Source organism: Streptomyces sp. 12E (assembly GCF_055633275.1).
This window is the reverse complement of record NZ_JBVNCJ010000001.1, coordinates 157,643-171,946: the sequence shown is the minus strand read 5'-3', so window position 1 is coordinate 171,946 and position 14,304 is coordinate 157,643. Positions and strand designations below refer to the sequence as shown.

Annotated in this window: 12 protein-coding genes and 4 pseudogenes; 8 read left to right on the top strand and 8 right to left on the bottom strand. The window is 69.9% G+C overall.

Going from position 1 to position 14,304, the window contains the following annotated elements; genetic code table 11:
- Positions 1–150: 150 nt before the first annotated feature.
- The gene (locus ACZ8ZB_RS00860) at positions 151–567 is read right to left on the bottom strand and encodes a hypothetical protein (RefSeq protein WP_470735786.1); all 417 of its coding nucleotides are present in this window, start codon (positions 565–567) and stop codon (positions 151–153) included.
- 496 nt (positions 568–1,063) lie between these two features.
- On the opposite strand from ACZ8ZB_RS00860, the gene ACZ8ZB_RS00855 reads away from it, so the two are divergent.
- A complete protein-coding gene (locus ACZ8ZB_RS00855; RefSeq protein ID WP_470735785.1) occupies positions 1,064–1,645 on the top strand; it encodes a nuclear transport factor 2 family protein in 582 nt (193 codons plus the stop codon).
- Positions 1,646–1,841: 196 nt separating this feature from the next.
- Here ACZ8ZB_RS00855 and ACZ8ZB_RS00850 read toward each other — a convergent pair whose 3' ends face one another.
- From ACZ8ZB_RS00850 to ACZ8ZB_RS00835, 4 genes and pseudogenes are all read right to left on the bottom strand, one after another.
- Positions 1,842–2,444 (bottom strand): TetR/AcrR family transcriptional regulator, encoded by a 603-nt coding sequence (locus ACZ8ZB_RS00850; protein ID WP_470735784.1) that lies wholly within the window; start codon positions 2,442–2,444, stop codon positions 1,842–1,844.
- Between the two features lie 167 nt (positions 2,445–2,611).
- Positions 2,612–2,884 (bottom strand): annotated as a pseudogene (locus tag ACZ8ZB_RS00845) (DUF3000 family protein); the annotation flags it as partial.
- Between the two features lie 89 nt (positions 2,885–2,973).
- Complete coding sequence (locus tag ACZ8ZB_RS00840) at positions 2,974–3,972, bottom strand: hypothetical protein (RefSeq protein WP_470735783.1); 999 nt, start codon at positions 3,970–3,972, stop codon at positions 2,974–2,976.
- 389 nt (positions 3,973–4,361) lie between these two features.
- Positions 4,362–5,228, bottom strand: coding sequence for a GNAT family N-acetyltransferase (locus ACZ8ZB_RS00835; protein ID WP_470735782.1), 867 nt, complete (start codon positions 5,226–5,228; stop codon positions 4,362–4,364).
- A gap of 388 nt (positions 5,229–5,616) precedes the next feature.
- Between ACZ8ZB_RS00835 and ACZ8ZB_RS00830 the strand changes: the two genes are divergently transcribed.
- The 3 genes and pseudogenes from ACZ8ZB_RS00830 (at position 5,617) to ACZ8ZB_RS00820 (ending at position 6,718) form a co-directional block, all read left to right on the top strand.
- The gene (locus tag ACZ8ZB_RS00830; RefSeq protein WP_470735781.1) at positions 5,617–6,132 is read left to right on the top strand and encodes a winged helix-turn-helix domain-containing protein; all 516 of its coding nucleotides are present in this window, start codon (positions 5,617–5,619) and stop codon (positions 6,130–6,132) included.
- A pseudogene (locus ACZ8ZB_RS00825) lies at positions 6,090–6,380 on the top strand (hypothetical protein); the annotation flags it as partial. The gene ACZ8ZB_RS00830 and the pseudogene ACZ8ZB_RS00825, both read left to right, overlap by 43 nt.
- A gap of 65 nt (positions 6,381–6,445) precedes the next feature.
- Entirely contained in the window at positions 6,446–6,718 is a 273-nt protein-coding gene (locus ACZ8ZB_RS00820) for a transposase (RefSeq protein ID WP_470735780.1), read from the top strand.
- Here the strand turns inward: ACZ8ZB_RS00820 and ACZ8ZB_RS00815 are convergent.
- Positions 6,712–8,964, bottom strand: coding sequence for an MMPL family transporter (locus ACZ8ZB_RS00815; RefSeq protein WP_470735779.1), 2,253 nt, complete (start codon positions 8,962–8,964; stop codon positions 6,712–6,714). The two genes, ACZ8ZB_RS00820 and ACZ8ZB_RS00815, sit on opposite strands and share 7 nt — an antisense overlap.
- Before the next feature lie 236 nt (positions 8,965–9,200).
- On the opposite strand from ACZ8ZB_RS00815, the gene ACZ8ZB_RS00810 reads away from it, so the two are divergent.
- The 3 genes and pseudogenes from ACZ8ZB_RS00810 to ACZ8ZB_RS00800 form a co-directional block, all read left to right on the top strand.
- Complete coding sequence (locus ACZ8ZB_RS00810; protein ID WP_470735778.1) at positions 9,201–9,932, top strand: response regulator transcription factor; 732 nt, start codon at positions 9,201–9,203, stop codon at positions 9,930–9,932.
- A 128-nt stretch (positions 9,933–10,060) separates the two neighbouring features.
- Complete coding sequence (locus ACZ8ZB_RS00805; RefSeq protein WP_470735777.1) at positions 10,061–11,062, top strand: sensor histidine kinase; 1,002 nt, start codon at positions 10,061–10,063, stop codon at positions 11,060–11,062.
- A 285-nt stretch (positions 11,063–11,347) separates the two neighbouring features.
- Positions 11,348–11,446: pseudogene (locus ACZ8ZB_RS00800) on the top strand (short-chain dehydrogenase); the annotation flags it as partial.
- A 44-nt stretch (positions 11,447–11,490) separates the two neighbouring features.
- Here the strand turns inward: ACZ8ZB_RS00800 and ACZ8ZB_RS00795 are convergent.
- Together ACZ8ZB_RS00795 and ACZ8ZB_RS00790 are read right to left on the bottom strand one after the other, a co-directional pair.
- Positions 11,491–12,565 (bottom strand): annotated as a pseudogene (locus tag ACZ8ZB_RS00795) (IS630 family transposase); the annotation flags it as partial.
- 298 nt (positions 12,566–12,863) lie between these two features.
- Complete coding sequence (locus ACZ8ZB_RS00790; RefSeq protein WP_470735776.1) at positions 12,864–13,589, bottom strand: leucine-rich repeat domain-containing protein; 726 nt, start codon at positions 13,587–13,589, stop codon at positions 12,864–12,866.
- Positions 13,590–14,005: 416 nt separating this feature from the next.
- On the opposite strand from ACZ8ZB_RS00790, the gene ACZ8ZB_RS00785 reads away from it, so the two are divergent.
- Positions 14,006–14,197 carry a hypothetical protein gene (locus tag ACZ8ZB_RS00785; RefSeq protein ID WP_470735775.1) on the top strand — a complete coding sequence of 64 codons (192 nt, stop codon included), beginning with the start codon at positions 14,006–14,008 and terminating at the stop codon, positions 14,195–14,197.
- Positions 14,198–14,304: the final 107 nt, after the last annotated feature.

Below are 14,304 nucleotides of genomic sequence, written 5' to 3'. Positions count from 1 at the left end.
ACGTGTCCTCGCCGACGCACTGGAGGCCCTGCCTGAGGACGAGTCCGTTCGACTGCGCCGCAGCGAAGCTAAACTGGTTGACCACCTCGATCGCCAAGGGCGCCGGCAGCCGTGATCCACATCCGGAGGGTGACCGATCATCTGTGAGGGCTACTTCTTCGCCTCAGGCTGCCGGCCGGCGCTGAAGGCCCCTGACGCCTCCTGCACGAGCCACCCGCGCTCCGTCAGGCGCCTGGCCTTCGAGCGCACCCTCTCGCCCTTCGCCGTCGTCTGAAGGCCCAGCTCCACCGCGGTCTCCCTGGCCTTGGGCGGTCCCTGGACCGCCGGCTGCCACTCATCGATCACGCCCAGGATCGGCCGGCAGTCCGTCACCGGCACCGTCACCGGCAAGCCTTCGCGCCGGGGCGGCACGATCGAGCCCGGCACGGGCGCGGGCGCGGACACGTTTTCTTGCGCCGCCTCGGCCCCGGCCACGGCAGCCGAGGCTGCCAGGGCCTCGACCAACTCCTCCCGCGCGATCACCCGCCGGTCCAGCTCGATTTCCGCGGCCTCCAACACCCCAGCCAACCGGGCGGCTTCCTCCCGGAGCCCTTCACCTGCACACGGGCCGCCGTCTCCCGCTCCTCCAGCATTCCCAGCACCGACGCCATCGCGCACCCCTTTGTGCATGGAGCGGAAGCAAGACGCCGAATGCCTCCCTCATTCGGAGCTAGACCATGCCTGACCAGCAGAAATCAAGCGATCATGTTCGGTTGGGATACGGCTTCCAAGCAGGGCTGCGGCCTGTGGGCGACGGGTCGGGGGCCTTGGGGCGCCCCGCGGCCCGTGGTGGCGCCCCTGCGGGTGCCGCCGCTCGGAGGCGACCCCTGCCTGCCGTTGCCCCTGGCCAGTCCCCGTCGGTGGCCGGTGGCGGTGGTACCGGGTTCCGGCGCCTCGCTCGGGTGCGGCCTGCCTTGACGGCGTCGTCCGGCACTCCTTACGCTAACGACGTTAGAAAAGTTAACGACGTTAGGTCGGTGTGGTGCGGACCGGTGCCACGCCGTCTCAGGGCAAGGAGACTCACATGCGTACGCGTACTTTCTTTCCCGGCCTCGCTGTCGGGGTGGCCGCGGCGGCCCTGATGGCCGGCACCGTCGGTGCCGGACCCGCGGCCTCTTCCGAGGCGTCGCCCGGCCAGCGGGCCGCGCAGGCTGCGCAGGCCGGGTCGCGGCAGGGCGTGGGCGCGGCGAAGCACGAGAAGGACCGGGTGCCGGCGATCGGGCGGCGCTGGGCCGCCGCGTGGACGACGGGCGACACCCGCGATCTCGCCCGTCTGTACACCAAGGACGCGGTCTACACCGACCGTGCCGTCAACCTGGTGTTCCGCGGTCCTGAGGGGGTCGAGGAGTGGGAGACCGGGTCCCATCAGCTCATCGAGAATCTCGGGTTCGAGGCGACCGGTGGGTTCCGCGGGCGGGACGGGGTCGTGGTCGAGGGGGTGTTCACCGGCCACATCGTCGGTGCGCCTCGTCCGTTCGCGGTCCCGCTCGTGACCGTGCTGCGGCTGCGCGGCAACCTGATCCAGTCGAGCAACGACTACTACAACCGGACTGAGATCCTGAGCGATTCCGGCCTGCCCGCGGACTGGACCCCGCCCGGCAGTTGATGTCGCCCGCCGAGCCCGCCCCCGCGCGGGGCGGACCCGGCGTGAGGCGACCGCGATCGCGGGTGGCGGTCGTCCCGCCCCGGTCCGGTTCAAGCAGCTGATCTCCACCGGGGCCGGGCAGCACCGACGGACGGGTCGGCGATCGGTCCCGGTCCGGTTTCGCGGAAACCGGACCGGACCCGAGTCGTCTCGGTGCCTACGCGTCCACCGGGAGGTCGGCCCGCCAGCCGCGAAGCAGTGTGTGCATCGCCTTCCGGGCGAGCTGCTGGGCGCGCTCGTTGCCGACGGTGCCGATGCGGCCGAGCGACGCCATGCCGGACAGCGTGCCCCAGACGATGTCGCAGGCTTCGTCGAAATCGGCCAGGACCACGTCGTGGGCGTCCGACCACGTGGTGAGGAGTTCCCTCAGGAGGCCGATCATGGGGGCCGCCGCGCGCAGGCGCTCATCCGCGTCGACGGTGTGGTCGTTCATCACCTGGTACAGGTGCGGATGCTCGCCGGCGAACCGGACGCTCTCGGACGCGAGCAGCAGGAAGCGCCGGTCGATGTCGGGCTCCTCGGCGGCCCGCCGCAGCTCGGCCAGCATCAGACGGTAGCCGTGAGCGACGAGCTCCAGCACGAGCGCGTCCTTGTTGGCGAAGTGCTGATAGACGACGGGTGCGGAGTACTCGACGGCGGTTGCTATGCGCCGGATCGTCAACGCCGTGACACCCTCGTTCTCGAGGATGTGCAACGCGGCCTCGATGATTCGTTCACGGGTGCTCGCGCGTTCGCGGGCCCGTCTGGCGCTGGTCGGCATCGTTGGCACCTCGCTTCCAGCGTGTCCTCGGCACGAGCCACCGGCTCGGCGGCACCGTCACGGCACAGCCATCCTAACAACGTTAGAAGGTCGCGGCGGAACGCGCCGTGCGCGGCACGACCGGCTCCGCGGGGTGCACCGCCACCCCGGGCGGACCCCCGCCGCTCCCGAGGCTGCGGACTCCGCCGCTGAGGAAGGGTGACCACCGAGGCGTCGCCTGGCGCGGCCGGTGGCTGGCCCGCGACCTGGGCCAGTAGACCGCACCACGAGGACAGGTGCGCCGCGGTGTCCTGGACACCGTCCAGCCCTTCGCGCGGTGTCCAGGACCCCCGGATTTCGATCTGCGAGGCCGACGGGCGCGCCGAGAGTCCCCTGGAATAGTGGTAACTCACGCGCGCGACCGTGCCGCTGGGCTCCCCGTACGTCAGTCCGCGCGCCTGCGACCGTCACGGCCCGCCTGCACCGCGCCAGCGGGCCGCCGACCACCGTCTCCCTCCCCGATGGATCCGAGAAGACGTCAACGCCCATCTCAAGTTGGAACCGTGGCCGGGCGAATGACGACTGTGCACGTGGCAGCCCTGGCACTTCTTCGCACGTTCAATGACCGCATCTCATTCGGCGACAGGGCACGGCGGGGCAACATCGGATGCCGCGATCCGTCGCGCTCCCGTCCCTGCCAACCGCAGACGATCCACTCCTGGAACATCTCGGCCAGCTGAGCCGGCGTCCACACCGCCTCGCCCTCGGCGTCCTTCCCGCGCCCGCCGGTGTGCGAGGCCGTGCAGGCGGCCACGTGCTGGACGAACGGCGTGTTGATCGAGGAGAAGGAGCGCTCCACGTGCCCCTTGGCCGGCCCGTTGCCCGGTGGCGCGGGCTGCACGGAAATGCCCAGCGACTCGCAGGCGGCGATGAACGAGGACGAGACGAACACATTGCCCTGGCCGACCACGATGGTCTGCGGGGTGGTCACCGACCGCGCCGCGGCACCTTCCAGCCGGGCATCCACGCTCAGCAGCCGCTTGTAAGGCACCACCGAGGGGTCCACCGCCGGCACCTCGGCCCAGCCTGGCCGCATCGGCGCCGGGACCATCATCTGCGCCAGCAACTGCGCCCCGTCCACGCTGCGGGTCCCTTTCGCACGCAGCACGGCCACGCAGATGGTGCGGGTGGCCACATCCAGCGCGATGGTCAGCCCCGGACGCTCCACCACCCCGTCATCGAGCACCACGAAGGCGTCCAGCACGGTGCTGTCCATCATCACCAGCTCACCCGGCGCCATCACCGTCGTCGGGACGGACGGAGGAGCCGGCCGGGCCGAGCGCCAACGGCGCTGCCGCGCACTGCCCAGCAGCCCGCGGCCGTCAGCGAGGGCGCGCGCGAGCCGGTTGAACGTCACACTCGAGGGCAGCGGCACCACCCCGGCCCCGTACTGCTCGGCCAGCAGCCGCTCGGTGTATACCCGAAGCCGCCCCAGCATCCCGCCGGAGCGCTCTCGCCCGGTCGCCAGCACCTCCCGCAGGGCGGCCACCGCCCGCCCGCTCGCACGCACGCCCCAGCACCGTCCGCAGCCGGGTGACACGGTGGTCCACCAGCCCCCACACCCCGTCCTGCCGGTAGCGGGATCACATCCGCCGCCCCGTCACCGCGCCGGCGGACATGCCGACGCCGGTTCCGCCGCCTTCGCCTCCTCGCGCTGCGTCGTCCCGCTCAGCCCGCACCTCGGACAGCTGCTTGACCAACTGCTCCTCGACTGCATCCGGCTCCGCGCAGCGCGCGGTGATCCGCTCATGCGCCTCGGGGCCCACCGTGCGCCGCGGCGTACGAGCGCAATCCGCGACGGCGTACGAGAAACCGCAAAACCCGCACCTGCCAGATGATCCACGCCCCAGACTGCCGCCTTACCGAGCAGCCCCGGCGTCAGGCCGTCCGGATCCGGTCCCGCACCTCCGGCCGCACCTCGAACCCGGCCGCCTTGTACGTGGCGACGCCGCCGACGTTGGAACTCGGCGTGCATACACGTACGCTCGACGAGCCCATCTCCCGCAGCGCGGCCGCCCCGGCCACGGTGATCGCCCGGCCGTAGCCGCGGCCACGGTGGGCCTCGTGGACGCCCATCGGCTCGACCAGCCCCGGCTTCCCCGGGCCGGCCGACCACACCGTCACCACCGCCGCCACGCTGCCCTGGTCGTCATAGGCGCCCAGGCAGCGGGCGTCGGCGTAGAACGGTCCCGCCGACATCGCGTGCCAGTACGCGCGCGTGGGCCGCGAGGTGTTGAACGCCGACCGCAGGACGTCGGCGAAGTCCTGAGCCTGCTCCGGGCCGATCGACTCGATCCGCACGCCGGGGTCCTCCACCGGCTCGGTGAGGTCGCGGAAGAGCGGCGTCCACGGCTCGTCGACGCCCCAGCCCTCCTTGTTCAGCAGGTCGTGGAGCAGCAGGCCCAGCGGCGCCTCGACGGACACCGCTCCTTCCGGCAGCACGCCGCGCTCAGGCAGCGAGAAGTCCTCGACAAGCCGCCGCGCCAAGTCCTCATCCTGGAAAGCGTCCGGAGCGACCGTCATCCGCACCAGCGTCGGCGAGTCGAGCATCCCGACCGCGAGAATCCGCCCGTCCCGACTCCAGGTCCGGACCACCGCGGCCGTCTCGACCGTCCCGAACCGGTAGTTCCAGCCGATGTCCCCGGAATGCAACTGCATCGGCGCTTCGTCGTCCTGCCACACCCGCAGCGCGGCCATCGCCTCGCGTACCCCGTCGGCAGTCGGCGTACCCAGCACAATCGTCATAGCCGGGATCAGACACTCCATCCCGAAGCTCCACAACCGATTAACCGGGCCGGCCGCTGCTCCCGCAATAGCCCAGCAGCTTCGGTACCCCCCCGTTCCGCACGGCGCGCGGTGATCCGCTCATGCACCTCGGGGTCCACCATGCGCCGAGCGTAGGAGCGCAACCCGAGACTGCGGGCGAGAAATCACAGAACCCCCACCTGCCAGACGGTCTACACCCCAGACTGCCGCCCACGACCAGCACGAGTACGCCGAAGACAACTCACGCCAAACCCGTGACCAGCACCTTCACGATGCACACCACTCAATGGACTACCGGCTCAGGATGCTACTGAGTTTTTCGTTGGTTCTGTGGTGGTTGGGGCTTCGGCGGTGTGAGCATGATGGTGTGTCTTCCAAGCCGCAGGTTGCTGTTGCCGAGGTCTCCGTTCTGCCGCTGACGCGGCCGCAGTTGACCGAGGCCCGTCGCATGCGCGCGGCCGAGTTGTTCGAGCGGAGACGTCCTTCGTCCGAGATTGCCCGGGCAGTGGGGATGCCTCCCGAGAGCGTGCGCCGGTGGAAACGCCTGTGGGGGCAGGGCGGGGCTCAGGCGCTGCGGCGGCGTCCGGCCACCGGCCGGCCGTCCAGGCTGGACGACGTCCAGGTCGAAGTGGTGCGAGCCGCCTTGGAGCAGGGCGCCCGGGCGCACGGGTTCGAGGCGGATCTGTGGACTTTGGAGCGGGTCGGTGTGGTGGTTGAGCGGGTGACCGGGGTGACGTTGGCCCGGGCTTCGGTATGGCGCCTGCTGACCGGGCGGCTGGGGTGGAGTCTGCAGCGGCCCCGGCGCCAGGCCGTCGAGCGGGACGAGTGTGAGATCGCCCGATGGGTCGCCCAGGAGTGGCCGCGCGTCAAGAGGGGGCGGTGAAGAAACGTGCCTGGCTCGTGTTCTTCGACGAATCGGGCGTGTCGCTGCTGCCCGAGGTGCGCCGCACCTACGCGCCCCGCGGCCGCACCCCTGCTCTGCGGCAGCGGCTGAACTGGAAACGAGCCTCGATGGCCGCCGCGCTGGGCTATCACGCCGCCGACCCCGATCGCGGCCCGCGGCTGTGCTTCGACCTCAAGCCGGGCAGCTACGACACCACTTCCCTGATCGGGGTGCCGGAACGGATCAAGACCTTCTACGCCGGTGAGCCGGTGGTGCTGGTACGGGACGGACTGTCCGCCCACTGGAGCCGGGCATGCGGGCCTGGGCGGCCGAGCAGGACTGGCTCACCCTCGAGCGGCTGCCGGCCTACGCGCCCGAACTCAACCCGGTCGAACTGCTGTGGTCGGCCATCAGGACCCGCGGGCTCGCCAACCTCGCCGGCGACCACCTCGCCGATGTCGCTGACGCAGCCGAACGCGGCATCCACCGAGTCTGCCCCGGTGAGCAACTCCCGCGGTCCTTCCTCACCCACACCGGCCTGACCATTCATCCCCAGCCGCCACAGAACCAACGAAAAACTCAGTAGATCCGGCGGGTTCCGCCCATCACCGCGCCGACCGGATCGGCCTCCCCGGCCTTCGGTTCGGGCTGCGCGGCCCTCTGCTTCATGAGCCGCTCGCCCTCGATGTCCACGTCGGGCAGGACGCGGCCGAGGAGGCGCGGCAGCCACCACGCCTTGTGCCCGAGCACCGCCATCACAGCGGGGACGAGGGTCATCCGGACGACGAAGGCGTCCATGAGCACGCCGACCGCGAGGGCGAGTCCCATGCCCTTGATGACCTGCATCTCGGCGAGGACGAACCCGCCGAAGACAGCGATCATGATCACGGCTGCGGCGGTGACGACCTTGGCGCTGTGGCCGAAGCCGCGGATCATTGCCTCGATGGGTGGCGTTCCGTGCGCGTACTCCTCGCGCATGCGGGAGACGAGGAAGACCTCGTAGTCCATGGCGAGGCCGAACAGGATGCCGACCAGCAGCATCGGCAGGAAGCTCAGGACGGGCCCGGTCTCCGCGATGCCCAGCAGGTCGCCGAGCCAGCCCCACTGGAAGACCGCCACCAGCACGCCCAGGGAGGCGCCCAGGGAGAAGAGGAAGCCCAGCGCGGCCTTCAGCGGCACCGCGACGGCCCGGAAGACCAGGGTCAGCAGGATCAGGGCGAGGCCCATCACCACCAGGCAGTACACGGGGAGCGCCGCGGAGAGCTTGTCGGCGACGTCGATGTTCACCGCGGTCGTACCGGTGACGTTCACTTCCGTGCCGGTGCTCGTCTCGACGTCGTCGCGGACCTCGCGGATCTCCTCGAGCAGCTGTGTGGTCTCCTCGGACCCGGGGCTGCTGGACGGTGTGACGTTCACCAGCGCGGCCTTCCCGGAAGCCGCCGGTACCACCGGGGAGACCGCCGCCACGTCCGGCAGTCCTTCGATCCGGTCCGCCAGTTCCCGTGCCGCGGACGTCACGATGGTCTTGTTCTCACCCTGGGCGAGAACGACGAGGCCGCCGCTGTAGCCGGGCCCGAATCCTTCATTGATCATCTTCTGAGCCCGCGCGGCGGAGCTGTGGGGGTCGTTCGTCCCGCTCAGTCCCAGGCGCAGATCGGCGGCCGGAGCGGCCAGGACACCCAGACCCAGCACACAGGCGACCAGCACCAGCCAGGGGCGGCGAGCCGCTCCGGCCGCCCACCGCTCTCCCGGGGTGCGGCTGCCGTCCGTGCGTCGGTGACCGTGCCGGGGCCGCCGGGCCAGCAGGGGCACCGTGCTCGTGGCGATGCGGCCGCCCATCAGCCCGAGTACCGCGGGCAGGAGCGTGACGGCGATCAGGACCGACACGACCACGGTGGCGGCGGCACCGAGGCCCATGACGGTCAGGAAGGGGATGTCGACGATCGCCAGGGCGGCGAGGGCGACGACGACCGTGGCACCGGCGAAGACGACGGCACCACCGGCGGTCCCGGTGGCGAGACCGGCGGACTCCTCCGGGTCCATGCCCTGACGTACCTGCGTCTGGTGGCGGGAGACGATGAACAGGGCGTAGTCGATGCCGACGGCCAGGCCGAGCATCACGGCAAGGATGATCGACGTGCTGTCCATCGTGATCACGCTGGTCAGGGCCAGCAGGGACAGCACGCCGATGCCCACACCGACCAGGGCGGTGGCCACCGGGATGACGGCGCCGCGCAGTGTGCGGAACACGAGGACCAGGACGGCCAGGGCGATCAGGACACCGATGACCTCGGCCGGGCCCATGATGGGGGGCAGGGTGTCGAAGGCCGCTCCCCCGAGTTCGACGGCAAGTCCCGCCGAGCGGGCCTCGGTGGCGGCCTTCTCGAGGCTCTGCTTCGTCTCGGCGGGGATGCCGTCGGCCTTCTCGGCGACGAAGACGATCTCGGCGATGCCCGTCCGGCCGTCGGCGGAGACACTGCCGGCCTCGGCCGCGGGGGCGGTGGCCGACGCCACGCCAGGGGTGCGGCCGGCCTCCTGGACGGCCCTGGCGACGCCCTGCGCCGCCTGGCCGGAAGTGATCTTCTGGCCCTCCGGCGCCCGGAGGACCATCGTGCCGGTCACGTGCCCCTCGTGAGCGGAGGGGAACTCCGTCTCCATCACGTCCAGGGTGCGCTGCGCCTCGGTGCCCGGAATGGTGGTGGCCGAGGCGAACGGCTTCATCAGGGCGAACGCCGACACCCCCACGACCACCAGGACACCGAGCCAGGCACCGATGACGGCGCCCCTTCGCCGGTAGCAGAACCGGCCGAGCCGGTAGAGGAATGTGGACACGCGGAAACTCCCCAGGGGACGAACGTGGAGGACGAGGGCGTCCGGTCGGCCTGCTCCGTGCGAACCGGACGTCGTGCCTGATGAGAGGCGCGATCCACGCTAGACCGGCCATCGGGGCGGACCCGTCGTTCGATGCCTCCGGCGGGCCTTGTTCACATGGAACTCCCATGGAACCCCACCCGCCGTTCGGTCATGATCGAAGACGGGAACGGAAGAGAAAGAGGGCGAGGACTCCGATGACAGGCGCCTCAGAGGCCTCCCCGGACACGGGGACCGGTCCGGCAGCGCAGGGCCGCCTCCTGGTGGTCGACGACGAACCGGCGATCCTGGACACCGTCAGCAGGTTCCTGCGGTTCCTCGGTTACGAGGTCCGCACCGCGGCGACGGTCCACGAGGCGGTCGCCGCGGCGCGGGACTTCCTCCCGGAGCTCATCCTGCTGGACGTGATGCTCCCGGACGGGGACGGATTCGAGGTCATGCGCCGCTTGCGGCAGGACGGGCTGCCGCACGCCGTGGTCTTCCTCACCGCACGCGACACCAGAAAAGACCTGGTCAGGGGACTCACCGCCGGAGGCGACGACTACATCACCAAGCCGTTCGGACTGGACGAGGTCGCCGCCCGGGTCCAGGCCGTGCTGCGCCGCACGAGGCCCCGGCCGCTCGCCGATCCGGTACTGCGCGTGGCCGACCTGGAACTCGATCCCATGGCCTACTCCGTCCACCGGGGCGGCACGCCCGTGGAGCTGTCCCCGACCGAATTCCGCCTCCTGCGCTACCTCATGCTGCACCGCGGCCGAGTGGTGTCCCGCGCCCGGCTCCTGGCCCACGTGTGGTCCTACGACTTCAACGGAGACGACACCGTCGTCGCCACCTACATCAGTTACCTGCGCCGGAAGATCGACCGCCTCGGGCCTCCGTTGATCCACACTCAGCGCGGGATCGGCTACAGCATCCGGGAATCCCGTTGAACGGCCGCCGCTGGCGGCCACCGGGTCCCAGGCGCGTGGTGAGGGGCTCGGTGGGTCTCGCGTCCCCGAGGAGCGGTACGTGGAAACGTCCCCGGCACTGGCCACTGCGTACGCGGATCAGCGTCCTGGTGACCGTCCTGTGCGCGCTGGCCATGGCGGCCACGGCGGCCGCTTGGGCCCTCACCCAGGATCCCGTGGTGATCGTGACCACCGAACTGGCCGGTCTCTTCACGATCGCCACGGTCAGCACCCTCGTGGTACGGCGTGAGCTGGGCCCGCTCAAGGACGCCGCCGACGCGGCGGACGCGATCACCGCGGGAGAGCTGAGCCAGCGCGTCGGCGCGGCCGTCACGGCACCGACCACGGAAGTCGGCCGCCTCGCCCACGCCTTGGACAGGATGCTGGACGAGGTACAGGAAGCCCTCGACGCCCGCAAGGCGTCCGAGGAGCGCATGCGTCAGTTCGTGGCCGACGCCTCGCACGAACTGCGCACACCGTTGCAGTCCCTGCGCGGGTACGCCGAGCTCCACCAGCACGGGGCACTGCCCGACAGGGCCGCGGTCGACGAGGCGATGGAACGGATGCTGTCGGAGGTGCACCGGATGGGCAGACTGGTGGAGTCGCTGCTCATGCTGGCCCGCTTCGACGAGTACGCCGATGCGGAACTGGAGCCGGTCGACCTCAGCCGCGTCGTCACCGACTCCTGCCGCGACGCCGCGGCGGTCGAGCCCCACCGACCACAGACGGTCGACGTCCGGTCCGGGGTGACGGTGCTCGGCGACGAGGCGCAACTGCGCGGATTGCTGGCCAACCTGTTGGGCAACATCCGTATGCACTGTCCCCCCGAGGCGTCGTACGCCGTCCGGCTGCGCATAGCCGACGGTCACCCGGTGCTCGTGGTCCGGGACGACGGGCCGGGCATCCCCGAACACGCCCTCCCCCACGTCTTCGACCGCTTCTACCGGGCCGACAAGGGGCGCAGCCGCGCCCACGGCGGCAGCGGCCTGGGCCTGTCCATCGTCGCCGCGGTCGCGGAACTCCACCACGCCCGTATCCACCTCGACAGCGCGCCCGGTCGGGGGACCCGTGTGGAGATCGTGTTCCCGCGCAGTGCTACCGCGGGCCTGTGACCGCGGTGCGGTTCAGCCGTCCTCACCCTCGTTCGAAGGCGCGGCCAGTCCTGCGGTGAGGAAGGCGACGACGGTACCGACGGCAAGGAAGGACCGCTCGAACGCCACGGCGGGGGGACACGGTCGCAGCACGTGACTGGGACACGGTCGTCGAGTGGGATCCGGGGCAGCCCCACGGTGTACTTGCCGGGGGAGTCGGAGGCTGGTCAGTGGAGTTGTCCTGAGCGCTCGCTGCGCGGGGCTTGCGGACGACGCTGACGTAAGCCTTCAGCCAGGGGGCGAGCCGAACACTTCGCAGGCGTAGTCGCCGTGCTCACCTCCGACGATGGTGTCTTCTTCATCACGGGGACCGAGGTACGGGTGGATGGCGGCGCACGCATATGACGACGGCGCGCCACCCGGTCGCCCTTACTGACTTCGGCTTGTGAGGGTGAGGCCGGTTCGTCGAGGGTCAGGCCGGTGCCGGCTATGAAGCCGTCGAGGGTGCCGGGCCGGTATGGAAGGCGTTTGAGCCGGTTGCGTACGAGGGCTTCGAGCCGGTCCAGGGCGACGACGGCGAGGTTGGCCGGGCTGCGTTTGACGTGCGCCCATACCCACTCGACGGGGTTGGGGTCGGGCGAGTACGCGGGCGGCAGGAACACCGTCAGCCACTTCCGCTCGGCGATCAGTTCGCGCATGGCGTGGGAGACGTGGGTGTTCAGCCGGTCCCAGACCAGCACGATCGGCGCCTTGACGAGCTGGTGGACGCCGTCGATCAGCGCGATGAAGTCCCGCTCGCCCATGCTGCGACGCGTGCTCTTGCCCGCCCGATGGGTGCGCAGACGATGGCACAGCCGGGTCCGGGAACCAGGGCGCATGGCGATCAGCCCGGTCACCGACAGGCGCCCCGAGCGGCGGCCGCTGACGGTCACGACCGGGGTGTGTCCGCGCCGACCCCAGGTATGCCCCCGGGGCGGCCGGCGGGTGAACCCGGCTTCGTCCTCGAAACAGACGCAACCTCCGCAGGCCGCCCGGGCCCTTTTACCTCCGTCCAGGTCGCCTCCCTCCACACGGTGACGGCCCTCTCGTCGCGCTCGGCGACCCCGCGTGCGGGCACCTGCGGGCTGAAGCCGAGCCGGTGCACCAGCCGTGTGGCACCCGAGACGCTGTAGGAGACGTGGAACTTCCGGCGGATCAGCGTGGCCGCCCTCGATGCGGTCCACGCCTGGTCCTCCACCCAGCCGTGGGCAGCCGGGCCCTCATCGAAGTACGCAGCCAGTTTCTCCGGGCAGCGCGGGGACAGCCAGCACCGTGATCCGCTCGGGCCACGCGAAGCCAGAGCCTTACGACCGCCGTCCCGCCACATCTGGGGCCACCGATAGGCCGACTTCACGCTCACCGCAGGCGCCGTGCGACCTCCGACGACTTGACCTTCTGCTCGAACAGCTCAGCCGCCTGCATCCGCACCGACTCACGGCGCCGAGGTTCCGCAGCGGTCAGCCCGCCCCCGTCCGCATACCTCACACACCACGAGACGCAGCCATCACCCCCGGCCCTATCAGGGACTTCGTCAAGATTCACCCCGACGAGCCGAAGTCAGTAACTGCACTGTCTGGCTGATCTGCTCGTCCTGGAGGCATTGGCGGAGAAGGGTCACATACGGTTGTCTGGGCGCCCCGTATCTGAAGCGGATTGTGAGGGCCTCGATAGCGGCGGCGATCGCCGGACTTGTTGGTGCACTGCTGGGAGCAGCGTTCGGTGATCAACTCGCTCGGGCTTGTTCACGAGAAATAGCAGCACTGTGGTGGGAGAGGCGTCGCTGTCAGGTCAGGACGATGCACCCCTGCCGCTCCAGCTTGCTGAGAAGCGGTAGAGAGGGATCGATCTCGTTCCAGCGCAGGTCCAGCTTCTCCAGCGATGGCATCAGGGCGAGCCAGTCGGGCAGTCGGCTGAGGTTGTTGCTCCGCAGGTCGATCTGACGCAGTCGAGGGAGGCCGGCGAGGGAGTCCGGCACCTCGGTCAGAGAGTTCTCGCGTAGGTCCAGGTGACGCAGTTCGTGCAGGTTCGCTGTTGACGACGGCAAGTGCTCGATCGTGTTTCCTCGGAGCCATAGCTCACGCAGGCTGGGGAGCTGGCCGATGACGTCGGGAAGGGTGGTGAGCCGGTTGTGCTGGGCCCTGAACTCGATAAGGCCGATCATCCCGCCGATGGCCTCCGGCAGGATGGTGAGGGGGTTCTCGCCGACGTTGAGGTAACGCAAGCGGGTCAGGTTTCCCAGAGAGTCCGGGAGCCGGGACAGCTGGTTGTCGTGCAGGTAGAGGCAGTCCCTGAGCTCGGTAAGGTGGCCGAGCTCTTCGGGCAGCGACGTCAGCGCGTTGTGGCCGAGGTCCAGGGTTTTCAGCCGGTGGAGCTTCCCGATGTCCGGCGGGAGGGCCGTGAGTCCGTTGTCCGCGAGGATCAGCACATCGAGCTCGGTCTGTCGCCAGACCGACTCGGGCACCTTTCCGAGATCTCTACGCCACAAGTTCAGTGTGTGCCTCACGGTCATCTCTCCTTCGTCAGCAGGCTGGGCTCCGATTCTCGTCCGGGACCTTCCCCGACGGCGACGGGTCGCCAGACAGACAGGACTAGATCGGCTGGCTTCAGCGTGCTCGGCTCGGGCTCGTGACCGTCCGGTACGCCACCCCGTACTTGCACTCAGCGCTCGCATCGACGTACCAGCCCGGTGGTCACGCCGGATCGCCGCATACAGCTCAACCTTCGACATCTGCGGCATGACCAGCACCTTTCACCAGAAGCATCCCGATGCCGCCCTGACAAGAACCGCAGTGCTGTCAAAACTCGGGTTCTGACTCACTTTCCGTGGAGCATGCACGCTGAGTGACGGGTCTTGAGCGAGTCGGCCTTGGGGAAGTTGCCCGGAATTGCCTCGTACCGGGTGCGGTGTGACCGACAGTGCGACCCGTGGAAGAAGTGGCGCTCCAGCTAGAGGAGTTGCTGTTCCCGGCGATCGACGACGTGGCGGTGCTGTCGGCCGACGTGAACGACGAGGCGGTCCACATAGAAGCCCGAAGCACAGTGGCTGGGGCCATCTGTCCCGGGGCCTTGACCCCGGATCCTGAACACGGGTTATGCGGCTTCGGCCAGCGTGGTTGATGTTGTTTGGAGTGCTCGCTCATAGGCGACCGGGCTGCGGTGGCCGGGCGCTGTCATGTTGTTGGGCGGGCGGCCTCTGAGGGTGTGTCACGGTCTGGTGGGGCCCG